Source organism: Thermococcus alcaliphilus (genome assembly GCF_024054535.1).
Classification (GTDB): domain Archaea; phylum Methanobacteriota_B; class Thermococci; order Thermococcales; family Thermococcaceae; genus Thermococcus_A; species Thermococcus_A alcaliphilus.
Window position 1 is genome coordinate 48,547 of the sequence record NZ_JAMXLV010000020.1, and the last position, 23,213, is coordinate 71,759.

Consider the following 23,213-nt stretch of genomic DNA (forward strand, 5'->3'; position numbering starts at 1 on the left):
TCATTTTTTAATCCATTCTGGAGTTGAATAAGAATAGGAAAGGTTCAACTCAACTAAGGAAATTGCTGTTTTCGTTCTATTTGAATTGCTTTCTATTGTGGTAGCGGTTATATTAACGAGGAACCTCACTGGGAGGGTGCCATTTACCCACAGCTCTCCGGTAGAGTTCAAGATGTAAACGTACTCTTTGTCTTGCTCTTTTCTGTTGTATCTGATGGTAAAAACGTAGAACTCATTCTTCCTTCCAACAAATTCAGCGGTTCCGTTTTTAAGAAAAACCGATAAGGTCATGAGTGGCCAGCCAAAGTAGTCCTTAAGAAAAGATGTCGTGTTCTCTGTAGATACAAGCTCTTCGAGGGGATACTCTTCAGTTACGTTTTCAAGAACTTTCTCTTCATCCCGTCTAAATCTATAACTGTGGTATTTTCCATCAAATACAGCAACTCTGTAAATCTCTCTCAACTCTCCGGTTAGGCTGTAGGTTTTCCACTCCTCAAAGCCTTCGTTCCTCTCTAAGCTCATCCCTCCGCTTATAGCTCGGGTAAACATTAACTTGGAATCCTCAATCTCTGAGATATAAACTTGATATTGATATTCTCCAACTTTTTTAATCGCTTCGACCATTTCATCTAAAGGGAAAATTAGTTTCTTCATTCAATCACCTTTTTGATCCATTCAGGTCTCTCGTAGGTGTATTCTATCTCAAACTTGGCTGAAAATCTTCTGGTAGAGGTTGCGTTTTCTATTAGGAGGTGGAACATCTCAATCCCCTCAACTTCGCCTTTTATAGGGAGGTTATCTTTAATCCACAGTCTGGCAGTGCCTTTTACCGTTCTCACGTACCTTATAGTTTCAAAATAATCCTGCAGGTGCTGGCTGACGTTTTCTGGCATTGGGGATTCATAGGTTTTGGAAAAGTTAAACACAACTAGGTAAACTCCATCTCCTTCTGCAATTTCAAAGTTAGTCGCATTCTGAAGCATGTCTCGGATTGAATAGAGGGGGTTTCTCGCAAGGTTTGGACCTTTTAATATCTCATATTTTAACTCCTCTGGGCTTTCTATGTATGTCGGACCTTTTTTCAGCTTTTCAAAGTACTCTTGAATTGTCATGTTTGCTTCGCTACTTTGCACTATTTTATTGTTCCTTTCTATTGCAAAGGAAAAGTACATAAAATCTCCAAGAAGAGTCCAATTTAAGTAAGAAACTTCATTGTTGTTCTGAATTGTGGTTAGCTCCCAGAATGCCTCCTCTCTGTCATAGTTAAAGCCACCCCGAGAATGGATTGTAGTGTTGCTGAAGTTACTTATAACGACATAATCCACTGAGTACATATACTTATCAACGTCTTCGATTTCCTTAATAATTGCCTCTGGCGTCGGTTCCTTTTGCATACATGCAGAAGAGCTCACTACTACAAAGAGGATTAAGAGGATAGCCAGCGATTTCTTCAAACCTCTCACCGAAATGTATTACGTATTCAAAATACATATATTTTTCGGTAGAAAAATTGGAAAATTTAAAAATCATCCAGTAACTTCAGCAACCCACTCTGGAGACTGGTAAGTGTAGGCTATTTCAAATTCTATCCTAGCATTTGATGTTGTAGTGCTTTCTTCTAAGCCTTCATAGCTTGTTGTTCTTGTTATCTCTATTTCCCCTTTTGTGGGCAAGTTATTTTGGAGCCACAATCTTCCCGTTCCTTGAGTCACTATAACTTTCTGCACAGAATTAATGCTTGTTCGTTCCTCCTTTGTGAAAGTAAACGTTACAACGTAATTACTTCCTTCCTTGATCGTCGTAACTGAGTTTGCATTGGTGAGGAGATCCCTAACGTAATAAAGTGGGTTCCTTATAGGATCGGGGCCTTTGAAAAGCCATTGCCTGAATTCTTCCGGCGTTGCAATCTCTGTATGTCCTTTGAGGACCTTTTCAAAGTAATCTTCTATCGTGGAGGTTACTTCTCCTTTTTGGACTATCTCGTTATCTTGTTTAACAAGAGCAGAGTAATAAACTGAGTCATCCCAAACGGTTTCATTAGAATATGTGATAAAATCTCCGCTTTTGCTGATAATCTCCCAAAAGGCTTCTCCTTTGCTATAGTCAAATCCTCCTCTTGAAGTTATTTGAGTATTCCCCTCCAGAATTGTGGAATATTTGACAGTGAACCCATATTTCTCGACTTTTTCGATAGCGTTGATTATATCTGCCTTGTTTATAGTAGTTGTAGTTTGAGTTTGAGTCGCAGTTGTCTCTGATGGAACACTAGAGGTGCCGGAGGTTTCACTCGTGCTTTGTTGGGTTGTTGATGTAGATGGTGTGCTTGTGGGAGAAGTAGAACTCTCCTTTGAAACACATGCGGAAATACTAACACTTATGAGGAGAACCAACATTAAAGCAAGGAACTTCTTCATTTTGTTCACCAAAATTATCTTGGTTTTTTGAGTATTTATCTTTTTTCCACTATAATAAAAATAAAAAAGAAAAAAAGTCAGTTCTTGGATTTTAAGAGTTTTGAAGTCTCCCTCAGCTGGGCATATCCAGACTCTAAGTAGGTATCTCCTTCTCTAATGTATCCATCTGCATAGGCACTCCAGGCTCTGTTTAGATGTCTTTCGGCTTTGCTAAAACTTGTCATGATTTCTCCATAGAACTTGATTCCTTTTATCCTAAGCGGCTGGGCTTTTTCCGCAAATGTTTCCAACGTCTCTAGCACTTTTCCTAGTCTCTTCCTGGCTTTTTTGAGGTCTGTCTCTTTCTCCTTCATCACTGTTTCTATCTCTGTAAGTGCGTTTTCTAAAACCTTCTTAAGCTCTACTTCTCCCCCTTCTCCTTTAGTAATGTTTCTGTGAAGTTCTTCCTTCTCTCCCTGTCTTCTAAGGACTATCCCAGCACCCATGATAAATAATGCCCCACCAACTGCAAACCAGAGTGGTGGATTTCTGGCGGAAGCTATAGCTCCTGTGATTAAACCGGCTGTGAGCATAACATTCCCAACTAGCTTCTTCATGTTCATCACCTCATGGTTGTAATACCTCAGCAACTGTGAGCACTGCGAAGAGTAGGGTCATAGCGGCTTCTCCAACCATTAATCCAGCAGCAAATGGGAGCACTTTTTCAACTATGAACTCATAGCCCTTCTTCCTCTTTGCAATCTCATTTACAATACATCCAATTCCATAGGGAATGATGTAAAGCATTGGAAGGTACATTGAAAGTCCCACAAGAACACCAAGTCCTGGGATTCCACTGAGTGAAAGGACAAAGCCAAGTAATCCTCCCGCTATGAACTTGTCTATTGGAACATTTCCACCGAGCACTGCATCTACCATTGATTTGAGGGCCATTGCCTGAGGTGCTGGAACTTTGTCGTTTCCAATTCCATAGGCATTCCATATAAGGCCAACAACTGTTAGAGCGATTATTGGGCCGAGCCAGGCAGTTAAGAGCTCAACCTTTTGCTGTCTTGATGGAATAGCACCCACCATATGACCAGTCTTGAGGTCTTGCATCATATCTGCAGCACCTGAAATGGCAACACCAACAGTTGCTCCCATTAGTATGGTGAGCGGCACGTTCTTGTGGGTCAAATAGAGAAGTATCATAACCGAGACTAAGGAAAGACCCGATACTGGACTCCAATCAGTCATTCCGGTGGACATTGCTACGAGAAGTGAGGCTATAAAAATCCATGCAACACCGATGAGAGCTGTGAGGAGGCTCCTACCAAGTCCAAGGCCTCCAAGCTTGTATGCTGTTATTAAGAGCAAAGCAAATGCCAAAATTGCTCCACCAATTAGATAGTATATTGGAAGCTCCTCACTATTTCCATTTTTGTCTTTCACTCTGCTCGCCTGTGCAAGGCTCTTCATTGCAACAGCAATTACCGGAAGTGAGAGTATCAGTCCTGCTATTGAACCGCCAAGAAGCATTCCTATACCAAGGGGTCTTGTCATAGTTCCATAAACGTAGCCGCTTATAGCACTACCCTGAACGTCAGCTGGAATCCATCCAAGGGCTTTAACCACTGGGGTTATGATATAGTAGGAGAGTATACCACCAGCAAGAACTATCAGACCGTTCCTTCCAGTGATTAAACCCATACCAAATACCATGAGTGAGAGGGCTATAGTTAGGTTAATCCATTCTGGAAGGTGGAGCACCGAGCCAAGGTCAACGACCTCGGGTATTATGTGTGGTAGTCCAAATAGAGGGAACTGTTGAATGAGATAAACTAGGGCACTGATAATCATACCAAAGAACAGCAATCTTGCCTTCTCTATACCGCTACCGGGAGTTTTGAGTATTGTAGCCACTGCAGTACCTGTTGGAAATCTAAGTCTGTCTATCTCGATCATTTGCTTCCTGAGTGGAATTATGAATGTTATACCCAAAATTGCTCCAGCGGCTGTTGCCAGGAAGAAGTACAAGGTGTTTATCTCCTGGTGAAGGCCCATTATGTAAAGTGCCGGTATTGTGAATATGACACCAGAGACGGAGATATTTACTGCTGAAGCAATTGTCTGGACTATATTATTTTCAACGACCGTGCCCTTCTTGAGTAGTCCTCTAAGAATGCCCCAACCAACAATTGCCGCTATTGCAGAGCCTCCAGAGGTGAAACCCATAATCATTCCGGCGTAGGTAAAGCTTGCAGCCATAAATGCTCCCCAGAGAACCCCTAAGATTATGGCAACTGGTGTTACTTCTCTATAGCTTTCTTCCCTCTTTGTAACGCTCTGCCCGACATACCTTTCCATTTTCAACCCTCCGTACGTTTTTGTACATGTGGTCTATTCTATATACCAGGAATACAAAAGCAAGACATTCTGCCTTTTTTTGCACATATAAAGTTTTCTAGATCGATTATATCCGTTAACGAGAATTATAAACCAATATAACTTACAAAAAAGCAACTATGTTGCACTTTTATCATAAGACATGTAAAGAGCACAAGACGCAAGGAAGGAATTCATGAATGTATCTTCATAAAACATGGATGGTCAAGAATTGCCGTTATTTCAGAAAAATTTTCAAATAAAACAGAAAATTCCGAAAATTATTAGGAGCGCTTCCTCAGAGAGAACTAAACTTTTGAAGAAATATCCTTAGGTCTGTTTTAAAGGGCTCTTGAGCATTCCTTATCTCTTCTTCCAAAGATTCTACAAAAGAGACTTCATCTTGGGCTTTTGAACTTATCTCTTCAACTTTTCTCTTTAGCTCCTCGTAGTACTCAATATATGGCCTCACCTCAAAGAGGGCTCTCTCTATTTTTTCCTTCATGCCTTCACCTCCTAACGAACCAGTACCACCACGCTCTTTCGAGGTCTTCCCTTTGTCCAAGCATTATAAAATACCTAATGAGGGCTATGTTAATAAAAATCAGCAATATCGTGAAGATGTAATACGAGGGGATTGCAAGGCTTAGAAATGCAAAATAGTCCCACAGAAAGTGGAGCAGTATTGCAAGGGCAAAATAGCTTGAAAGGCTTTGGATTTTCCCCTCCGCCTTCAACCCGTATCCAACGCCAACTATTGCACTCCAGGTTGCGTGGGCGAAAGGTGTTAAGAAAGCCCTCACAATGGTAGTCCCAACCCCAAAGCCAATCCCGTACAAGAAATTCTCGGTAGCTGCAAATCCCAATCCCGCTGCAACACCGTAAACCACGCCATCCATTATTCCGTCCATTTGTCCTGCCTTAAATGGAAGCCTAATGGCTAGAGCTTTTGCCGGTTCTTCCACAATGCCGGCCACAAGCGCCATATAAAATGCAGTTGCTGGTAAGAGGGCATATCCAAACTCTCCTTGTACTAAAAATGCCTCTAAAAACATTGCAACGCCAACAGAGAGAGTGCCTCCCAAGATGAATGTTGCCATAACATAGCGTTTTGGCTCGGGTTCATACTTATCCTCGTGATAGAAATACCAGAGCAGTGCCAAAGCTGGTGCATAGGCGAAGAATATTATAGCACTCAATACATCCATATCATCACCAGAAGAAATTTAGTTCTTTTTGATTTTAATCCTTGCGGTCAAATTCTTTGGAGTGCTCTGATTAGGTCTCCAAGCTTTCCAAAGTCCAGGAGTTCTTTGTCCAGGGGGACAAGAACCTTAAAGTTGAAAAGATTGACATCTCTAAGAAAGGGAGAAACGATTTCCCTGAGAATATCGTTTCCATATGCCCATGGAGAAAAAGCTGGGAGCACTATTAGAGGCTCACCCACTAAAAATATCGGAACTTTTATTAATGCTCCGACTTCATCCCTAAGCCTTATTGCAGGGTGCTCATGACCGATTATAAACTTCTCCCCCTCGACAAGCTTGTGACCGTGAACTATTTTCCACTTCCCGATTTCAAGCTCATCAACCACCTCTACACCAAGTTCCCTGATCCAGCTTATCCCTACGTCATGGTTACCCCTTACAACGACTATCTCCTCTACAAGAGGAGTTATCTTCTCAAAAAACGCCTTGAGTTCAAGCTTTTCTCGCTTGAGGGGAATGAACGAATGCTTGAGGTCGCCGTCTATTATCAATCGTTTTGGTCGTTCTTCTTTGAGAAGGGCAACAGCGGAATCAACCATCTGTCTGAAGGCTTTTGGAAGATAGATGCCTTCTTTTGCCATGCTTTCTTCATACCCAATGTGTAGATCCGCTATTATGATGGAATTTTTAATTTTAATTGCCTTCTGGGGAAGGAGCTTATACATGGTTGGAACTACTCCTCAGAATTTTTAAACATATTGAATTTTGTTAGGCTAACCGAAAAATATTTAAATTTGAGCTGAGAGCTAAAGCTGGTGATAGTATGGCTTATATAGGATTTGCAAAGACAGATTTAGCCCCTTACGAGACCTATACCAGAATATTAGAAGAACTGGAGCGAAGGGGCTTTAAGATAAAGTTTTCCAAACATCATTGGGCAGGAGACATGCCATTTGGTCTTGTTATAGTCGAGAGTGACAGAGGAAATATAGCGGTAAGATGGGCACTTGGAAAAATCTTTGAGCTCAGAATTGAAGAAGTGAGTGATGAAGATCTTAACGAATTCATTGATGATACCCTAGAATATATAAGCGGGGATTAGCTTCTCTCGCTTTTTATTCTCTCTATTACATCAAAAATGCTCCATAGGTCCTGGATAACGTGAAGGTGCGGAATTTGGTCTAAGATTTCTTTGGTAACGTATTTTGCCGTTGGAGGGAAATAGTACCAAACGTACTCCGTGTTCTCGTCTCCCCTTCCAATAAAGCGCCATGGTTTATCATCAACCCATACAAAAATTTCGTTTCCATACTTCTCCCTGACAAGCTGAAATGCCTCGCAGAGCGTCATCTCCCTTCCAAAAATTATCACGTCATCAAAAAGTTCGTAAAAGCCCCCTATTTTCAGTCTGTATTCCTTCATGCCATCTAAAAAATCCTCCGCAGAAAAGGATATCACTATATGCCCCTCTTCTTTAAGCTTTTTCAGAAGTTCTTTTGAATCGTCAATTGGTTTTGAAAGCTTTGCCCTCTCCTCAAACCATGTACGAGCGAATTTGGTCTTGAAAAACCTCGGCTGTTTTATTTTGCCTGTATGCTTTCCAAATTTAGGTCTTTCAAAGTAAAGCTCTATCTTAGTGAGAATTTTAGCGAGTATCCCTTTAAAAGGGAGCCAAGGGAAATGTTTTTTTAACGCCCTTCTAAATGCCTCCTCTATGACTGAGTAGCTGTCTACAAGCGTTCCATCAAAGTCGAAAGCTATTATCATTATTGAATCCCCCTTGTTATTCTGCCACTAGCTCAATGAATACTATTCCCTTTAAGTTTTGCCCTCCACAAAGCATATATTTTAGTGAAACAAAATATTCAGATGATAATTTCAAAAAGGTGGTGAACATGGGTAAACACTACATTCCAAACTCGGCACACAAGGAGGAAATGCTTAGAGAGATTGGCTTTAAGAGCATTGAAGATCTCTTCTCTGATGTTCCGAAAGGCTTTGTCAAGGAATTTAATCTTCCAGAAGGCAAGAGCGAATATGAAGTTTTCCTTGAGATGAACGAGATTCTCAGCAAAAACAAGACTGTCCTTGAGATGCCAACTTTTCTTGGTGCTGGGGCTTACTTCCACTATGTACCAGCTCATGTAAAGTACCTCATAGAGAGGAGCGAATTCATAACTTCCTATACCCCCTATCAAGCGGAGATAAGCCAGGGAATGCTGCAGGCACTTTTTGAGTACCAGAGTTTGATCGGAGAGCTGGTAGGACTGGAGATTGTAAATGCCTCGATGTATGACTGGGGAACTGCACTCGGTGAAGCGGCAAGAATGGCAGCAAGGGTTAAGAAAAAGAACAAATTCGTGGTTCCAAAGCATCTTCATCCGGAAAGAAATAAGGTTCTCAAGACCTTTGTAGAAGGAGCGGACATGGAGATAAAATACGTAAAATGGAATGAAAAGGGACAGATTGATCTTGAGGATCTGAAGGAAAAGGTAAAAGATGCCGCCGGAGTTTACGTTGAGCTTCCCAACTTCTTTGGAATAATCGAAGAACAGGTAAAAGAAATTGGAGAGATTGCTCATGAAAACGACGCCCTATTTGTTGTAGGAGTAGACCCAACGATTTTGGGAGTAATAGAAGCACCAGGTAACTTAGGAGCTGACATTGTGGTTGGTGAGGCGTCTTTCCTCGGAAGTGCATTAAACTTCGGAGGCCCAAGAGCGGGTATATTCGCCACTAAAAATGAAAGAGCCCTCGTAAGACAGATGCCAGGAAGAATTATTGGAATGACGAAAGATGCAGAAGGCAAAAGGGCTTTTGTCATGACACTTCAAACAAGGGAACAGCACATAAGGAGGGCAAAGGCAACATCAAACATTTGTTCAAATGAGGCCCTTGTAGCAGTTGCAGCTGCAATTCACCTAGCTTCCCTTGGGCCAAAGGGACTGCAGAAGCTTGGAGAAATAATCCTGAAGAACACGGCGTATTTCAAGAAGAGATTAAGTGAAGTCGCTGAAATACCGTTTGATGCAATCAACTTCAAGGATGTTCCAGCTAAATTCGAGATTCCCTACTCGGTTATCCATGAGAGACTCCTCGAAAAAGGAATACACGGTGGTTTCTACCTAAAACCACACTTCCCGGAGCTCGGCGAGAGTGTCCTATTGGCAGTGACTGAAACAACCAGGAGAGAATGGATAGATGCACTCATAGAGAATGTTAGAGAGATAATAAACGAGGCGGAGCTGTGAGGTGATAAAGATGTTCAGGCAAGCTAAATGGGATGAACCTCTAATTTTTGAACTCTCAAAGCCTGGAAGAATCGGCTTTACTCTTCCAGAACCTATTGAGGATGTTGATGTTCAAATTCCAGAAGGCTTAAAGAGGAAAAGCCTTGAGCTTCCGGAGCTTAGTGAACCGGAGATAGTCAAACACTATACAAGACTAAGCGAGATGAACTATGGCGTGGATTCCGGCATATACCCACTCGGCTCTTGTACTATGAAATATAACCCCAAAATAAACGAGGAATTTGCCAACCATCCTAAAGTGGCCTTCATACATCCCTACCAAGATGAAAGAACTGTTCAAGGTGCCCTGCAGATAATGTGGGAGCTCGAGCAGTGGCTTAAAGAAATCACTGGAATGGATCGCTTCACCCTTCAGCCGGCTGCCGGTGCTAATGGTGAGTTCACGGGAGTCATGATAATTCGTGCCTATCATCTCGACCGCGGAGAGACCCAAAGGACTGAAATGCTTGTTCCCGATTCAGCTCACGGTACAAATCCAGCCTCAGCAGCGATGGCTGGCTTTAAAGTCATTGAGATACCCTCAAACGAACAGGGCATGGTAGACTTAGAGGCTTTAGAAAATGCTGTAAGCGAGAGGACGGCAGGAATAATGCTCACAAATCCCAATACTTTGGGAATTTTCGAGGAGGACATTTTGGAGATAGCAAAGATAGTCCACAAAGCTGGAGGATTACTGTACTATGATGGCGCAAACTTGAACGGAATTCTCGGAAAGATAAGACCAGGAGATATGGGCTTTGATGTTGTTCACATAAACCTTCACAAGACGTTTTCAACGCCTCACGGAGGTGGCGGCCCCGGAGCAGGGCCTGTCGGTGTAAAAGAGCACCTCGTAGACTATTTACCAGTGCCATTAGTGGAATTCGACGGAGAAAGATACTATCTAAACTACGATCTACCAAAGAGCATTGGGAAAGTTAAGGAGTTCTATGGAAACTTCGCAGTACTTGTTAGAGCGCTCACATACCTTAAGATGATGGGAAGAGAAGGACTTAGGGAAGTCGCCGAGGTTGCCGTGTTGAATGCCAACTACCTCACACAAAAACTAAAGGGTACAAGAGGATATGAGCTACCTCACAAAGAACTTAGGAAGCACGAGGTGGTATTTTCAGCGGAACCTATGAGGAAGGAAACAGGTGTAAAGGCCTTAGACGTTGCTAAGAGATTGCTCGACTTTGGACTGCATGCACCGACGATTTACTTCCCACTCATAGTGCATGAAGCATTGATGATCGAGCCAACAGAAACTGTCAGCAAAGAGGAATTAGATGCATATGTTAAAGCACTCAAGAAGATCAGCGAGGAAGCATATACAAACCCAGAAATCGTCAAGAGTGCTCCACACAACACGGCAATTAGAAGAGTTGACGATGTGCTCGCAGCTAAAAAGCCAGTTATAACGTGGAGAATGTACAAAGAGCTTAAGGAAAAAGGGGAAGTTGACTACTGAGTTTCCTTTTTTCTTCTCCTTTTCCAAAAACAATATAAACCCTCTTTAGCTCTCTTCTTTGGGGGTTCTATGGAAGTTGAAAAGCTAATCAAAAAAGCCGAAGAGCTCAGTCAAAAGTATGGAATACCTTACTACGAGGTGAGAATAGCCAGAATAAGTGCAACCCATATTGAAATGCAGAATTCTCACTTTGAGGACATCTCTTCAAACATGGAAATTGGGATTGGTGTTAGAGCTTTTGACGGTTCCTGGGGTTTCTCATCGGCAAATGACATTAGAAGGGCAGAAAGAGCAATTGAAACTGCAATGAAAATTGCAAAAGCCACAAAGGGGAACTCGAAAATCTATGTCGGAGACCCGGTTAAGGATGATGCGGAAATAAGTGTTAAGAAGCCATTTTCTGATGTGGATTTGGAAGAAAAAATAACCCTTCTAAAGGAGCTGGATTCTCTATTGGTGGAAAAAGAGCTACCCAACAGAAGGATAGCCTACGGAGATGGAGTGAAAGAGCAGTTCTACTTTAACTCCGTGGGAAGTGAAATCAGAACAGTAGTTCCCAAAATACGTTTGAGCTTCTCTGTCACTGCAAAAAAAGGCAATGACATGCAGACCTACTGGAAGGTCTTTGGAGGAACTGTGGGGTGGGAAATGATAGAAGGGATAGACTTCGAGTACTGGACGTCTTTTGTCAAAAATAAAGCCAAAGAACTTCTAAACGCATCCCTACCCCCCTCGGGAGAGTTTGACGTAATAGTTGACCCCGAGCTTGCTGGAGTTTTCATTCACGAAGCCCTTGGGCATGCAGCGGAGGGAGATGCCGTTAAAAACGGGGAAAGCATACTGGAAGGAAAACTTGGGAAAGAGATAGCCGTTGAGGAGCTCACCGTTGTAGACGATCCCACTTTGCCAGGAAAATTTGGCTCATACATCTACGATGATGAAGGGATTAAGGCGAGAAAAGTAGAAATCATAAAGGATGGAGTTCTTAAAGAATATCTCCTCGACAGAGAAACTGCAACATTCTTTGGGCTTGAGCCTAACGGTCATGGAAGGGCACAGAGTTACAACTATCAGCCCCTCGTGAGGATGAGCAACACCTATATAGAGCCCAGAGACTGGAGCTTTGAGGAGATGGTTGAAGAGGTCAAAAACGGGCTCTACCTCATAGGAGACAAAGGCGGGCAGGTGGACATAGCTAACGGAACCTTCATGTTCGGGGCAAAGGAGGGATATATAATCGAGAACGGGGAGATAAAGACACCCATAAGAGATGTAGCGCTCTCGGGCAAGATTCTAGACGTCCTCAAGAACATAAGAGCCATAGGAAGAGACCTCAAAATCGAGTTCCCCGGCTACTGCGGAAAAGGTCAATGGGTATCTGTTGACGACGGAGGCCCCCACGTTTTGACGAGGGCACTAGTGGGAGGATTCCTTTGATCCCCAGATTTTTATCTCAATTCTGCCCCAGCTCTTCCACCCGTTTTCTCCAAATGCCACTATGTAAACATAATATTTCTGACCAACGTGGGTGTTTTTAGTATTGATTTCCACCTCGAAGGTCGCATTTTTCTCTGGGGGGATAAAAAGCTCTCTCGGAGTTATCTCGACGCTTATGTTTTCAATATCTTTAAGATTCTCTGCCGTACGACTCCAGCTTTCACTCGTACTGGGACTTCCCAGAAAGGCCTTTATCTCTACTTTCCCTGCGTAGTAGCACGTTATGTTGCCTACTTTATACTCCTTGGCAAAGATTTCGCCTCTAATTCTTATAGTGGCATTGGGTGGCATTAGAAACGCTGGAGTCTGCAGCACTTTGCCGTCGAGTTTTTCAAAAAGGAGATTATTCGCGTTGAACTCCCCATAACCTGGATAAATAACTGGACACGAGAAGGATGACTCCAAGGAACTGCTTTGAGTACTTTTAGAGGTCTCATTCATCTCCAAGCATCCTGCTATAACAACCATGAGAACCAAGACCAACCAAGGAAGTCTCATTGTTTTTCGCCAATACTAATTTCTGCTGAGGGGATATATATTTCTATTTGAGACTGGTGGGATAATTATGGTATCACCTTTTGAAGCGATTTGACGTATTGCTTCCCCTAACCACCCTTTTGGGTAACCTCTCAGATAGTTACAGGGATTTCTAAAACAAGAGTATGAAAGAGCTAGAGATAAAATCACCATTCTTTAGGCACTTTTACTCTTAATACTCTATCAGAGAATGGTTTGTAATTGAGGAGTTTCCCAATGAGAAGTGTTGTAAAGCTGAGCCCTAATGTGAGAATGAAGAATAATCCATTATTCCTTCGAACTTCATCCCTGAAGACTGTTAATGAAAGCAAAAAGCCCGCTGCAAGGCCAATCCAAGCGTAAGTTATTTGGGGGGCGTAGTAGAAGAGTTTGTCGCCAAAAGCGTAGAATGTTGCAGCCACGCCAGCGCCAGCAAAGTAAGAGTACGCAAGGTGTCTATTGTATGGATAAATGAGGGAGCCTATTGTGAATATTATCCCAAAATGCCACGCGAAAGTTATAATCCTGTTTTTGAACCTGTTTGGGAGAACCGTACGGAGGAGAATGAGAGTTATGAGAGCGAATAAAGTTAAGTAATTCAACTCCTTGAAGGGCACAAGAATGTTAAGTACTCCAATCCCAATCGCCAAGAAAAACAAACTTCCAAATAAAATCTTCTTCATTCACTTCACTCACCAATAATTTGCATTCAAATTATTTAAAACTTGAGAATTATGTGTTAGTGAGGTGGTAGCCGAGCTATCGTGACTGGATGAGAGGAGGGATGAAAAGTCCTTATTCTCCTGATTCTTATTCTGATTTCCCCAATGGCGGGGAATTAGTCAGTTGTGCTGTTTCTTCAGTTCGTAATTGCCAATAAGAAAACCTGTAGGTACTTCATAATCATCCTACCAATATGATTAGAATTAGGGATGCAACACAAAATCTTTAATAATCTTCTCTGGCTTATGAAAGCCGGGTGGAAAAATGATAGATGAGCTGATTAAAATCCTAAACCGCGAGAACGTCGAGTGGGAAGTTTACTGGGAGATTGGTAGGGGAAGTTCATTTAAAATTGAGAAGTGTGAGCTTGAGAGAGCCCAAAGGAAATATCATTCCGGCATTGGCCTTAGGGTGGGATACAACGGAAAACAGGGCTTTTCTTATATTACCGGGCTAACCCACTCAAAAGAAGACCTTGAAAAGTTTGTTAAAAAGACCATAAAACTTGCAAAGGTCGGAGAGGTAAAGTTTTACGGGTTCCCCGAAAAAAAGTCCATTAAAAAAGTTAGCGGGATTTATGATAAGCGGATAGCGGAGCTGGAGTTTGAAGAAGCTTTGGAGCTAGGAAGGGAGATTTCTAAAAAAGAGAGCGAGCTGAGAGATAAATATGGAAGAAGCTATACTTTTTCGGGGAGATTGGCCTTTGGTGTGGCAAAAGACGGCATAGCGAACTCAAACGGAATCGAGATGGAAGAAGAAGGCACAGCAATGAGCTTTAGCGTTTACATCGTTAGAAAAGATGGAAAAGTTGGAACTGGGGATTACTACAAAGCCTCAAGAACTATGATGGACTTCGAAAGAGAGCTTGAGGAAGGGCTAGAAAAGGCTATGCAGGAGGTTGAGCTAAGCTACAATGCAAAACCGCTGGAGTCTTTTGATGGAGGGCTCGTTCTAGAGCCGCACTCAGTTGCATCAATCCTTGGACTGTTCATTTCAAACCTAAGGGGGGACAACGTATATCACAAAAGGAGCAGATTTAACAAACTGGGTGAAAGCGTTGCAAGTGAAGCGTTCACCCTCATTGATGATGCCACGCTGGAAGGCAAAATCGCGAGCTACTCTTTCGATGGCGAAGGAAATCCTTCTCAGAGAACTGTTCTGGTTGAAAGCGGTATTTTAAAGAACTTTATCTTGGATGAAACATATGCAAGGCTCCTTAAAATGGAGAGCACGGGAAATGCCGTGAGAGACTTTAGGACTCCTCCCCACATAGGAACGAGCAACATAATCGTGGAGGGAGAAAAAGAGAACCTCGAGGATTTTGAAGGGGTTATAATAAAGAAAGTCTTTGGTGAGCACACTGCAAACCCAATAAGCGGAGATTTTTCACTAACGGTTGAGCTTGGTTATGTTATCAAAAACGGTGAAGTCATTCCATTCAAGGACAACATGTTTGTGGGAAACGTTTTTGAGTTCGTAAAGTCTATAACAGCAGTAGGGAAGAAGAAAGAGGAACTTGGGGCTTTTATATCTCCCAGAGTGCTTGGTGTGGGAAGAATTGTCTGAAGAAAGGTTTAAGTTATTCAATTACATATTTTTTATTTGGTGATAGCATGAGAGTTCTGGAAGAAAAGCCCGTGAAGATTAAAGTAGTTAGAACAAGAAGAGGAGCTCTCCTCCACATGATAGAAATCTCAAAGAACCATTTCTTCCTCGAACAGAACCCGCTTAAGGATTCAAAGTACGGTGTAGCTTATAGGAAAATAAAGAACAAGTTCCCCGAATTTTATATGTTCTGGGAGATCAAGAACAACCGGTACACAGGAAGACTTTTGGTAGGTTCTTTCCTTGAAAAAGAAGAAATAGACGAATTCATTACGCTGGTCGCTCAGACAGATGAGTTCAAGAAATTTGAGCACATACTTGAAGAAATCGAAGAGGAGGAAGAAGAGGAAAAGGAGGAAAAGACAACTATTTAGCCGGCTTCCTTCCCACGACAATAACATAACCGGTATAAGGGCTTTCAAAAATCTTCATTGACTCCCAGGCATTTTTCAGACCCTTTAATCCTTCTTTTCTAAGTATCTTCAGGAATATTTTCACCTCTCTCCAGAAACCAATCTCTTTTCTCATTTCTTTCATCCACTCGGGAATTAGGTGGAATTTATCAATCACGACAACATTTATGAGCCCAGCTTTCTCAAAAAGCCTTCTCCACCCGTCGGGAGTTTCCGGCTCTTCTCCCTCAATCTCCTTAAGTTTTAGCTTCAGTTTTTCAGGTACATTCCCTCTCCAAGCAACGTCGTGTATTCCCACACAGCCATTTGGCTTAACTACACGGACCATTTCCTTTAATGCAACCTCCTTGTTAAGGAGACAGAGCGTGCACTCTGAAATGACAACATCAAAAGTGTTATCTGGGAAGGGCAATTCGTGGGCATCTGCTAAGATGAAAGTAGTTCTACCTTCCAATCCTCTCATTTTTGCTTTCTTCTTTGCTTTCTCTATCATTACATGAGAAACGTCAATTCCCACGACCTCACAACCAAAGGTTTCCGCTAAAAAGCATGCAGTTTCGCCAGTGCCGCATGCCACATCCAAAACTTTGGATTTTTCATTAATGCCGCAGAGTTCTGCTAACTCTCTTGTAATCTCCAATCCGCCGGGATGAAGGATTTCAATTCCCAAATCTTCTTCCTCTAAAATTTCTTCCAAGCTCATAACTCATCGAAAAGGATAAGGCACAAAAGTTTATACGTTTAGCGGCTCAGGGGTTGACCATCATCACAGTTCAGATACCCTAGAGTTCTTCATCGCCTACTCTAAATCTAGAAGAGGCCTTATAAAAATTATTGGAGAAGCCGAGAAATTAAATAAAGAAGAAACATCAGGCGTTCTTCCGTTTTTCTTCCAAATATTGCTTTATTCCCTTTGCGGCTTTTCTTCCGTCGCCCATTGCCAGAATTACCGTGGCTTCTCCCCTTATAGCATCCCCACCAGCAAAAACACCAGGGATGTTGGTCATTAGGTTCTCATCGACCTTTATTACTCCATACTCATCAGCCTCTATTTGCGGAAGTGTCATCCTAAGAAGCTTGCTCGTTGTTTTACCTATTGCTATCACAACCGTGTCTGCCTCAAGTGTTACTGTTTCTCCGGTGGGCACAATTTTTCTCTTTCCTCTTGCGTCTCTCTCTTCAAGGGGTTTCATTTTCATGAACTTCACTGCCTTCACTCTTCCGTTTTTGTCGCCAATGAACTCAATTGGATTGAGGAAGAACTCAAACTTGACCCCTTCCTCCTTAGCATGTGCAACTTCTTCAACTCTCGCCGTAACGTCTTCCTCTCCCCTTCTATAAGCTATTGTGACCTCCGCTCCAAGCCTCCTTGCAGTTCTCGCTGCATCCATTGCAGTGTTGCCGGCTCCAATGACTATAACTTTCTTGCCCACTTTGATGGGGGTATCGTATTCTGGGAATGCATAGGCTTTCATGAGGTTGACCCTTGTTAGGAACTCGTTCGCTGAATAGATACCATTCAGGTTTATTCCAGGAATATCTGGAAGTTTAGGGGTCCCAGCGCCGGTTCCTATGAAGATAGCATCGTACTCCTCAAGGAGTTCATCGAATGTTACAGTCCTTCCTACAATGTAGTCAGTTTTTATCTCAACGCCAAGTTTTTTGAGTTTTTCAAGCTCCTTTTCTATGGTGTCATTTGGTAATCTGAACTCGGGGATTCCGTAAACCAGAACCCCTCCAGGCTTGTGGAGGGCTTCAAATATTGTAACTTGGTAGCCCTCTTTTGCCAGCTCAGCGGCACAAGTAAGCCCAGCAGGTCCAGCCCCAATAACAGCAACTTTTTCCTTCTTCTTTTCAATTTTTGGAATAATTTCCTGAAGCAATTTTTCATCTATGCCTTTTTCCCTTGCATAATCTGCCACAAAACGCTCAAGCTTTCCGATGTTAATGGGCTCACCAACTTTGCCCATAACACACGGAGCTTCACACTGGTCTTCTTGAGGGCAAACTCTACCGGTAATTGCGGGCAAAGTATTGCACGCCCAGATAACTTCTAATGCCTCTTTAACGGCTTTTTCTGGATTGTCCTTGTTCTCGCGGAGCTTCCTTATAAAACCGGGAATGTCTATGTGAACGGGGCATCCCTGAGTGCAGGGAGCGGGATTACACTGGAGACATCTTTCCGCTTCTTTAACGGCAAGCTCAAACGTATAACCTAAATTAACTTCCATAAAACCTTTAAGCCTTTCTTCCACAGATCTTTCTGGAGTGGGGACTCTTTCCTTGATAAGCGCCATCATTGAACACCTCCTTGTTGGAGTTTAGCAAGGTAATCCTCCAAAGCCTTCCTTTCTAAGTCAGTGTAGAATCCAGACCTAGCAATAAGCTCGTCCCAGTTTACTTCATAAGCATCAAAGCTTGGACCATCTACACATGCAAATTTAACTTCCCCTCCAACGGTAACTCTACATGCACCGCACATTCCAGTCCCATCAACCATTATGGGGTGGAGATCAACTTCCATGGGTATTCCATATTCTTTAACCACTTCAAAAATAGCCTTCTGCCCTCCTGCGGGTCCAACCATGAAGACTAAATCTGGCTTTTCTTTTTCAATGAGCTCCCTTACCTTTGCTTGTCCCCTTGTGACAAGTTCTTTGAATATTTCTGGCATTCCCATGCCCTCTTTAAGTGGAAAGCTCTCTATTACATGTTTTGAAACTGCATTTTCCAACTCTTCTTTAAGGAGAACCATGGGTTCTGGAGCTATGTGAAGGGTTATTACCTCGTTTCCAATTTCTTGCCACGCTTTGGCTATTGGGTAAACCTCTACTATCCCAGTCATCATCCCTATTGCCAAAATCTTCCCAAATTTTTTCATCGGCGCTGGGTTTCCAAGGGGACCGGCTATGTTCAATATTTTGTCTCCTTCTTTTAATTCCACGTTCATTCTAAGAGTGGTCTTTCCTCTTATGAACACTACCAGTATTATCCACCCTTCCTCAGGATCCCACATTACAGGGGTTAGAGGAATCCTTTCACCGTTCTCGAATGCCCTAACTACTACAAATTGACCTGGTTGGACTTTTCTAGCTATATGTGGAGCGTGAATTTTATACAGGACATTCTTGGCGGCTATTTCCCTCTTTTCCAATATCTCGTACATAATGAACACCTCCGTACATGAGTTCAGATTTGATCATCTACTTTTGTTCAAAACTTAAGGTATTTATAAAATTATTGTAAACCAAAGGTTGAGAAGCATACTAACAGGAGAAAGGCTAAGGGGATAAACACTCACAAAAAAGGCTAATAGAGATAGAAAGAAACAAAGACGGTTTATCTTTTTCTAGCAAAGGTAATATAGCCCGTATGGGCAAGCATGGTAGTTCTTGGTCTTATACATTCTTCCTTAACTTCCTGCTCCCTCACCAAACACTCAATTGTCTTCGGCTTCGTAAAGTGAGCTTTATGTTCTCTCAACTTCTTATACAGTCTGTCAACCTGATTTATACAGGGAGTGTACGCAACAAAAAATCCTCCCGGCTTTAGAGCTTTTATCGCATGTTCCACAACGTTCTCTGGCTGTGGAAGATCTAGGATGATATGGTCAACATTTTCCTCATCAATTCCATCATAGATGTTCTTTAGCTTTATCTCGACCCTATTCGCAAAACCTGCCCACTCTATATTCCTCCATGCAAGCTTTGCGAAATCTTCCCTCACTTCATAGCCAATTATCTTCCCCTGGGGGCCAATAATGTTGGCTAAAAAAAGCGTCAATGCCCCACTCCCAACCCCTGCTTCCACTATGACATCTCCAGGGGAGATTCCAGCAAATGCTACTATCTGGGCGGCATCTTTGGGATGAATTATCTGGGGACCTCTTTTCATCTTGTCGATGTAGTCTATTATTCTTGGCTTGAGAATCCTAAATTGATATCCCTTATGCGATTCGACAAAAGTCCCAAACTCCCTCCCTAAAAGCTCGTTTAAATCTATTTTGCCTAGATCTGTATGAAATTCCCCCTCTTTTACCGTTATAAGATACCTCTTTCCCCTAGGATCAAGCAGCACAACTTTATCTCCCTGTTTTATCATTTTAACCACCAAACTACTCCTCTATTTCAAGCTTGTAGAGAGTTCCCTCTTTTTGAATCTTTATTGATTTGCTTGCGAGCTCCCTTAAAACAGCAATTTGCTGCTTATCCAAGATATCGTTATTTACAAAATAAATAGAAGTCCAGTCTTCAAAGGGGAGCGTGCTTCTTGTAAACAAAATTGCTCTAAGTGCCTTATCTTTGCCAAAGTAGATATACTGAGATATACCAAGGGTTATTGAGTACTCAACTTTTGTTGAAGGAGAAAAAAGCTTCATCAGAGCATTGTAATAATTCCTCATAAACTCGGAGATCTCATATGTAACCGGCATCTCTTCAACTACAGAGGCATAGCTTGTTCTACCAGGGCCTATTCTTATTGCCCTTATCTTCTTTGTAGACTCCATTAACCCCTTATATTTTTCGGGAGAGCTTTTTCTTAGATAATCCCTAAACAGCAGATCACCCACACCAAAAAAGTCGTCTATTAAGATCTCACGATTGGAGAGTGAGGGTATAAGCTCTCCCCATATTAAGTTTTCAAGAGGGTACAGCGAAGGATATTCTATGAGAATGAAATCGCCAGGTGTAGCCTGTGTTTTTAAAAACTCAGTAAGTGAATTCACTTCCATGCTCTCACCAAAGAATTTTTAATGCCAAAGCTTTTAAACTTTTTAGGTGTTCAAAATGAGCAAGTTCGTAATATGGACAAACGAAATAGATTCTAGGATTCCAAGGAAGTACGGCAGAGAAGTTCCGAAAAACCTTGCAGTAGAAAAGCCAAACATAGATGAAATAATAGATGCGGCCAAAAGTCTGGGAATTACCGTTATTGAGATCAATAGAGAGGCTCTTAATCCAAAGCTCGCAGGACTAGACGATGAACTACGAGTTAAAGGAAGGATTATAGTAGAAAGCAAGCATGGAAAATCAAAAACTCTAAAGCTAATAGCCCAAAAGGTTAGAGAATTTAGGAAAGCACGTAGGAAAAAGTAACTTTACTCCTCTGTTTCTACAACTATTGCAGTTGTTGTGTCAATTACCCCGTCTATGTTGTGTATGTCGTGCAGGATTTTTCTTGTAAGCTCCCCTAAATCTGCAGCCTCAAGCTCAACTATTGCATCGTAGGGGCCGGTAACAGCATCGGCTTTCAAAACTCCTGGAATCGCTTTTATTTCTTCTATTACCTTCTCAACCTTCCCGATTTCAATTGTTAACAAAATGTATGCCCTAACCATTTACATCACCAGATTTTGTTGTCAGTCTTTTTAGAGATGTTCTATAATTTAAGGTTTTCGCATTTATTTTCAGTATATCTGACAAAAATTATTTCGTTATTGGGTGCAAAAACATTGCTCAATAGAAAGAAATAACCGGGTCATATTCTGTTATTTGTTGCACAACCAAGCTCTTAGGTGTAGAAAAATTTATTAAAGCCCTACGATGAAGTTATTAATGCTCAATTCCGTGGAGGTGTGTAAATGAAGAAGCAGTTGGCAACACTGTTAGTGATAAGCGTTTTGGTTTTTGCAGTAGTTGCAAGTGGGTGTATTGGTGGTGGAGGAACAACAACCCAAACATCAAGCCCCACTCAAACAACACAAACTACAACCACAAGCTCCCCAACCCAAACAACCACTCAACCAACAGGGCCAACTTATGAAGTTATCGAAACTGACAAGAGTGTCATATTGGTTGGTCCTGAAGGCTCTCAAATGCCAGCTTCCTTGCCAAGTGGGAAGAAAATAATTAAAGTAACCTACGTCGTGGATGAAGCTAATACTCCATCCGTCAAGGAATTGATGGAGCAAGGTCAAGGATTTGGTGCTATTAACCCCGCGTTCTTTAGAAATACCACTGTTGATGCCCTCGTAATTGCTGCAAGAAGAGAGACTAACCCTGAAATAAGAACAGAACTCTTTAAGGCACTCTATATACTCGGTAACAGACTTGTGCCTGAGGTGATCCTTGGACAAAACAGACAACTACGTGTCTACTGGGAATGGGTCAAGGGAAGATACTATCACCCAACATTCCCAGAGAGATACGATCTCATTTGGGAAGATCCAAACGCCCCGAGTGTGCCCATTGGAATTGGTGACTACAAGAACGATGCTCAAACCTACGTTATAGGTACAATCGGATGGCCAGAGAGCTTTGACCCAGCATGGACATACGAGACCTTTGGATGGGAAATCTGGCACGAGATTGGTGACACCCTTGTCACATATTGGAAAGAAGAAACCGAAAAGGTAACACCAGATTTGGCCGTTGCATGGGCACACAACGAAGATGGTACCGAATGGTATTTTGTTATCAGAGGAGGAGTAAAAGCTTATGACCCATGGAACGACAAAACATACCCAATTGATGCTACAGACGTTGCCTTTACATTCTGGCGTGTCCAAAGATTAGGGCACAGCGTTTCATGGATGGTCTCAAGCTTTATGGACGTTAGCAAGTCACAAGCTCTAACTGAAAAAGAATTCGAAGATGTTATCAAGAGCAAGAAGCTTATTGCAGAATACAATGGAAAAACTGTGGAAGTTAAGTCTCTCCAAGACTTGCTAGACGCCTTTGGATACAGCGGAGAAACCGCCGGTGTCTTCAAGCTTGTTCTACCAGCACCATACGCAGCAGTTCTTGGTATATTGGCAGATCCATTCCTCTCAGTAGTTCCAATGGAGTACCTCCTTGGTGACAAGTATGAAGAGGCTCTAAAAGCCTCAAACAACGGAAAGAACCCCGACGCTTGGGAGCCATATGTACAAGAAGGTGAGCAAGACCCAACCCACCAGCTCATGCACAAGCAACCGGTTGGAACAGGTCCCTTCTATGTTAAGGAGTACAAAGAAAACGCCTACATCGTGCTTGAGCACAACCCATATTACTGGGACAAGAGCATAAAGCCCGGACACCAGAGGGTTATCTACGTCATAAACAATGATGCTGTTTCAAGAATCCAACTCTTCCAGACAGGAACAGTCGATACGGTTGCTACTCCACCAGAGAGAGTAAATGATGTCAAAGGCCTCGAATTCCAAGGATTCAAGTCAATTGTTCAAACTGACATTCTCCAACCAATTCTGACATTCATAGTCTTCAACACCCAGAAAGAGCCATTCAACAATCCAAAGGTCAGACAAGCTTTAGCCTACGCAATTCCATACGACCAGATAGCCCAAGTAGTTTACTCCGGACTGCTCGAGAGGAACTGGGGTCCAATTCCAAAACCATGGCCAGGATACACAGAGTATGGAATTATCAAGTACAACTACAATATAAACAAGGCACAACAACTCTTGCAAGAAGCTGGAATCAATCCAAGTGACTATAAGATTGAGCTTATCTACAACGCTGGAAACAGCGCTCGTGAGAAGATCATGACACTATTGCAAAACATTTGGAGCCAGCTTGGATTCCAAGTTACGGTAGGAAGCTACGAGTGGCCAGTCTACTTGTCCAAGACATCGAAGGGAGACTACGATGTCTATGTGGTAGGATGGGTACCAGATTACCTAGACTCGGACAACTGGGTTGGACCATTCCTCTACGGTGCTACAGAATTCAGCAAGATTGAAATTTCTGTTGAGTCTTGATGCCTTTTCTTTC

Annotated in this window: 25 protein-coding genes; 8 read left to right on the forward strand and 17 right to left on the reverse strand. The window is 42.3% G+C overall.

Going from position 1 to position 23,213, the window contains the following annotated elements:
• The 8 genes from NF859_RS04885 to NF859_RS04920 all read right to left on the reverse strand — a co-directional run bounded on the left by NF859_RS04885 (position 1) and on the right by NF859_RS04920 (position 6,711).
• Entirely contained in the window at positions 1-654 is a 654-nt protein-coding gene (locus NF859_RS04885) for a hypothetical protein (protein ID WP_252743262.1), read from the reverse strand.
• Positions 651-1,454: a hypothetical protein gene (locus tag NF859_RS04890; RefSeq protein WP_252743263.1), complete on the reverse strand. Its 804-nt coding sequence runs from the start codon at positions 1,452-1,454 to the stop codon at positions 651-653. Before NF859_RS04890 ends, NF859_RS04885 begins: the two co-directional genes overlap by 4 nt.
• A 72-nt stretch (positions 1,455-1,526) precedes the next feature.
• The gene (locus tag NF859_RS04895) at positions 1,527-2,414 is read right to left on the reverse strand and encodes a hypothetical protein (RefSeq protein WP_252743264.1); all 888 of its coding nucleotides are present in this window, start codon (positions 2,412-2,414) and stop codon (positions 1,527-1,529) included.
• Positions 2,415-2,491: 77 nt separating this feature from the next.
• Positions 2,492-3,010 carry a cell division protein gene (locus NF859_RS04900; protein WP_252743265.1) on the reverse strand — a complete coding sequence of 173 codons (519 nt, stop codon included), beginning with the start codon at positions 3,008-3,010 and terminating at the stop codon, positions 2,492-2,494.
• Positions 3,011-3,020: 10 nt separating this feature from the next.
• The gene (locus NF859_RS04905) at positions 3,021-4,760 is read right to left on the reverse strand and encodes an OPT family oligopeptide transporter (RefSeq protein ID WP_252743266.1); all 1,740 of its coding nucleotides are present in this window, start codon (positions 4,758-4,760) and stop codon (positions 3,021-3,023) included.
• A gap of 316 nt (positions 4,761-5,076) precedes the next feature.
• Positions 5,077-5,283: a hypothetical protein gene (locus NF859_RS04910; protein WP_252743267.1), complete on the reverse strand. Its 207-nt coding sequence runs from the start codon at positions 5,281-5,283 to the stop codon at positions 5,077-5,079.
• Positions 5,284-5,287: 4 nt separating this feature from the next.
• Positions 5,288-5,986: a PrsW family intramembrane metalloprotease gene (locus NF859_RS04915; protein ID WP_252743268.1), complete on the reverse strand. Its 699-nt coding sequence runs from the start codon at positions 5,984-5,986 to the stop codon at positions 5,288-5,290.
• Between the two features lie 47 nt (positions 5,987-6,033).
• Entirely contained in the window at positions 6,034-6,711 is a 678-nt protein-coding gene (locus tag NF859_RS04920; protein WP_252743269.1) for a metallophosphoesterase, read from the reverse strand.
• A 98-nt stretch (positions 6,712-6,809) separates the two neighbouring features.
• On the opposite strand from NF859_RS04920, the gene NF859_RS04925 reads away from it, so the two are divergent.
• Positions 6,810-7,088: a hypothetical protein gene (locus NF859_RS04925; protein WP_252743270.1), complete on the forward strand. Its 279-nt coding sequence runs from the start codon at positions 6,810-6,812 to the stop codon at positions 7,086-7,088.
• On the opposite strand, the gene NF859_RS04930 is transcribed toward NF859_RS04925, so the two are convergent.
• The gene (locus NF859_RS04930) at positions 7,085-7,753 is read right to left on the reverse strand and encodes an HAD family hydrolase (protein ID WP_252743271.1); all 669 of its coding nucleotides are present in this window, start codon (positions 7,751-7,753) and stop codon (positions 7,085-7,087) included. The two genes, NF859_RS04925 and NF859_RS04930, sit on opposite strands and share 4 nt — an antisense overlap.
• 128 nt (positions 7,754-7,881) lie before the next feature.
• On the opposite strand from NF859_RS04930, the gene gcvPA reads away from it, so the two are divergent.
• The 3 genes from gcvPA (at position 7,882) to NF859_RS04945 (ending at position 12,184) form a co-directional block, all read left to right on the forward strand.
• Positions 7,882-9,237: an aminomethyl-transferring glycine dehydrogenase subunit GcvPA gene (gcvPA, locus tag NF859_RS04935; RefSeq protein WP_252743272.1), complete on the forward strand. Its 1,356-nt coding sequence runs from the start codon at positions 7,882-7,884 to the stop codon at positions 9,235-9,237.
• 10 nt (positions 9,238-9,247) lie between these two features.
• Positions 9,248-10,747, forward strand: coding sequence for an aminomethyl-transferring glycine dehydrogenase subunit GcvPB (gene gcvPB / locus NF859_RS04940; protein WP_252743273.1), 1,500 nt, complete (start codon positions 9,248-9,250; stop codon positions 10,745-10,747).
• 69 nt (positions 10,748-10,816) lie between these two features.
• Entirely contained in the window at positions 10,817-12,184 is a 1,368-nt protein-coding gene (locus tag NF859_RS04945) for a TldD/PmbA family protein (RefSeq protein ID WP_252743274.1), read from the forward strand.
• On the opposite strand, the gene NF859_RS04950 is transcribed toward NF859_RS04945, so the two are convergent.
• Together NF859_RS04950 and NF859_RS04955 are read right to left on the reverse strand one after the other, a co-directional pair.
• Positions 12,164-12,742: a hypothetical protein gene (locus NF859_RS04950; protein WP_252743275.1), complete on the reverse strand. Its 579-nt coding sequence runs from the start codon at positions 12,740-12,742 to the stop codon at positions 12,164-12,166. The genes NF859_RS04945 and NF859_RS04950 overlap by 21 nt on opposite strands.
• Positions 12,743-12,927: 185 nt before the next feature.
• Entirely contained in the window at positions 12,928-13,443 is a 516-nt protein-coding gene (locus NF859_RS04955; RefSeq protein WP_252743276.1) for a hypothetical protein, read from the reverse strand.
• Positions 13,444-13,747: 304 nt separating this feature from the next.
• On the opposite strand from NF859_RS04955, the gene NF859_RS04960 reads away from it, so the two are divergent.
• On the forward strand, positions 13,748-15,049 hold the full coding sequence (locus NF859_RS04960) for a TldD/PmbA family protein (RefSeq protein WP_252743277.1): 1,302 nt from the start codon (positions 13,748-13,750) through the stop codon (positions 15,047-15,049).
• Between the two features lie 47 nt (positions 15,050-15,096).
• Entirely contained in the window at positions 15,097-15,462 is a 366-nt protein-coding gene (locus NF859_RS04965; RefSeq protein ID WP_252743278.1) for a DUF7132 family protein, read from the forward strand.
• Here NF859_RS04965 and NF859_RS04970 read toward each other — a convergent pair.
• The 5 genes from NF859_RS04970 to NF859_RS04990 form a co-directional block, all read right to left on the reverse strand.
• Entirely contained in the window at positions 15,455-16,204 is a 750-nt protein-coding gene (locus NF859_RS04970; protein ID WP_252743279.1) for a class I SAM-dependent methyltransferase, read from the reverse strand. The genes NF859_RS04965 and NF859_RS04970 overlap by 8 nt on opposite strands.
• Positions 16,205-16,370: 166 nt before the next feature.
• On the reverse strand, positions 16,371-17,801 hold the full coding sequence (gene gltA / locus NF859_RS04975; protein WP_252743280.1) for an NADPH-dependent glutamate synthase: 1,431 nt from the start codon (positions 17,799-17,801) through the stop codon (positions 16,371-16,373).
• A complete protein-coding gene (locus tag NF859_RS04980) occupies positions 17,798-18,667 on the reverse strand; it encodes a sulfide/dihydroorotate dehydrogenase-like FAD/NAD-binding protein (protein WP_252743281.1) in 870 nt (289 codons plus the stop codon). The genes gltA and NF859_RS04980 overlap by 4 nt, the downstream gene beginning before the upstream one ends.
• A gap of 173 nt (positions 18,668-18,840) precedes the next feature.
• Positions 18,841-19,602, reverse strand: coding sequence for a tRNA (adenine-N1)-methyltransferase (locus NF859_RS04985; RefSeq protein ID WP_252743517.1), 762 nt, complete (start codon positions 19,600-19,602; stop codon positions 18,841-18,843).
• Between the two features lie 13 nt (positions 19,603-19,615).
• Positions 19,616-20,233: a DUF257 family protein gene (locus NF859_RS04990; protein WP_252743282.1), complete on the reverse strand. Its 618-nt coding sequence runs from the start codon at positions 20,231-20,233 to the stop codon at positions 19,616-19,618.
• 55 nt (positions 20,234-20,288) lie between these two features.
• Between NF859_RS04990 and NF859_RS04995 the strand changes: the two genes are divergently transcribed.
• The gene (locus NF859_RS04995) at positions 20,289-20,597 is read left to right on the forward strand and encodes a signal recognition particle protein Srp19 (RefSeq protein WP_252743283.1); all 309 of its coding nucleotides are present in this window, start codon (positions 20,289-20,291) and stop codon (positions 20,595-20,597) included.
• 2 nt (positions 20,598-20,599) lie between these two features.
• Here the strand turns inward: NF859_RS04995 and NF859_RS05000 are convergent, their stop codons facing one another.
• A complete protein-coding gene (locus tag NF859_RS05000; protein ID WP_087037882.1) occupies positions 20,600-20,839 on the reverse strand; it encodes an Lrp/AsnC family transcriptional regulator in 240 nt (79 codons plus the stop codon).
• A gap of 243 nt (positions 20,840-21,082) precedes the next feature.
• Between NF859_RS05000 and NF859_RS05005 the strand changes: the two genes are divergently transcribed.
• Positions 21,083-23,200 carry an ABC transporter substrate-binding protein gene (locus NF859_RS05005; protein WP_252743284.1) on the forward strand — a complete coding sequence of 706 codons (2,118 nt, stop codon included), beginning with the start codon at positions 21,083-21,085 and terminating at the stop codon, positions 23,198-23,200.
• The last annotated feature ends 13 nt before the right edge of the window (positions 23,201-23,213 follow it).

Excerpts from the sequence above, each read along its gene's own strand:
- NF859_RS04915 (WP_252743268.1), bottom strand. The coding sequence starts at position 5,986 with ATGGATGTATTGAGTGCTATAATATTCTTCGCCTATGCACCAGCTTTG.
- NF859_RS04980 (WP_252743281.1), bottom strand. The coding sequence starts at position 18,667 with ATGTACGAGATATTGGAAAAGAGGGAAATAGCCGCCAAGAATGTCCTG.
- NF859_RS04930 (WP_252743271.1), bottom strand. The coding sequence starts at position 7,753 with ATGATAATAGCTTTCGACTTTGATGGAACGCTTGTAGACAGCTACTCA.
- gltA (WP_252743280.1), bottom strand. The coding sequence starts at position 17,801 with ATGATGGCGCTTATCAAGGAAAGAGTCCCCACTCCAGAAAGATCTGTG.
- NF859_RS04910 (WP_252743267.1), bottom strand. The coding sequence starts at position 5,283 with ATGAAGGAAAAAATAGAGAGAGCCCTCTTTGAGGTGAGGCCATATATT.
- gcvPA (WP_252743272.1), top strand. The coding sequence starts at position 7,882 with ATGGGTAAACACTACATTCCAAACTCGGCACACAAGGAGGAAATGCTT.
- NF859_RS04970 (WP_252743279.1), bottom strand. The coding sequence starts at position 16,204 with ATGAGCTTGGAAGAAATTTTAGAGGAAGAAGATTTGGGAATTGAAATC.
- NF859_RS04950 (WP_252743275.1), bottom strand. The coding sequence starts at position 12,742 with ATGAGACTTCCTTGGTTGGTCTTGGTTCTCATGGTTGTTATAGCAGGA.
- NF859_RS04990 (WP_252743282.1), bottom strand. The coding sequence starts at position 20,233 with ATGGAAGTGAATTCACTTACTGAGTTTTTAAAAACACAGGCTACACCT.
- NF859_RS04995 (WP_252743283.1), top strand. The coding sequence starts at position 20,289 with ATGAGCAAGTTCGTAATATGGACAAACGAAATAGATTCTAGGATTCCA.
- NF859_RS04965 (WP_252743278.1), top strand. The coding sequence starts at position 15,097 with ATGAGAGTTCTGGAAGAAAAGCCCGTGAAGATTAAAGTAGTTAGAACA.
- NF859_RS04920 (WP_252743269.1), bottom strand. The coding sequence starts at position 6,711 with ATGTATAAGCTCCTTCCCCAGAAGGCAATTAAAATTAAAAATTCCATC.
- NF859_RS05000 (WP_087037882.1), bottom strand. The coding sequence starts at position 20,839 with ATGGTTAGGGCATACATTTTGTTAACAATTGAAATCGGGAAGGTTGAG.
- NF859_RS04960 (WP_252743277.1), top strand. The coding sequence starts at position 13,748 with ATGATAGATGAGCTGATTAAAATCCTAAACCGCGAGAACGTCGAGTGG.
- NF859_RS04955 (WP_252743276.1), bottom strand. The coding sequence starts at position 13,443 with ATGAAGAAGATTTTATTTGGAAGTTTGTTTTTCTTGGCGATTGGGATT.
- NF859_RS04945 (WP_252743274.1), top strand. The coding sequence starts at position 10,817 with ATGGAAGTTGAAAAGCTAATCAAAAAAGCCGAAGAGCTCAGTCAAAAG.
- NF859_RS04885 (WP_252743262.1), bottom strand. The coding sequence starts at position 654 with ATGAAGAAACTAATTTTCCCTTTAGATGAAATGGTCGAAGCGATTAAA.
- NF859_RS04925 (WP_252743270.1), top strand. The coding sequence starts at position 6,810 with ATGGCTTATATAGGATTTGCAAAGACAGATTTAGCCCCTTACGAGACC.
- NF859_RS04985 (WP_252743517.1), bottom strand. The coding sequence starts at position 19,602 with ATGATAAAACAGGGAGATAAAGTTGTGCTGCTTGATCCTAGGGGAAAG.
- NF859_RS04905 (WP_252743266.1), bottom strand. The coding sequence starts at position 4,760 with ATGGAAAGGTATGTCGGGCAGAGCGTTACAAAGAGGGAAGAAAGCTAT.
- NF859_RS04895 (WP_252743264.1), bottom strand. The coding sequence starts at position 2,414 with ATGAAGAAGTTCCTTGCTTTAATGTTGGTTCTCCTCATAAGTGTTAGT.
- gcvPB (WP_252743273.1), top strand. The coding sequence starts at position 9,248 with ATGTTCAGGCAAGCTAAATGGGATGAACCTCTAATTTTTGAACTCTCA.
- NF859_RS05005 (WP_252743284.1), top strand. The coding sequence starts at position 21,083 with ATGAAGAAGCAGTTGGCAACACTGTTAGTGATAAGCGTTTTGGTTTTT.
- NF859_RS04900 (WP_252743265.1), bottom strand. The coding sequence starts at position 3,010 with ATGAAGAAGCTAGTTGGGAATGTTATGCTCACAGCCGGTTTAATCACA.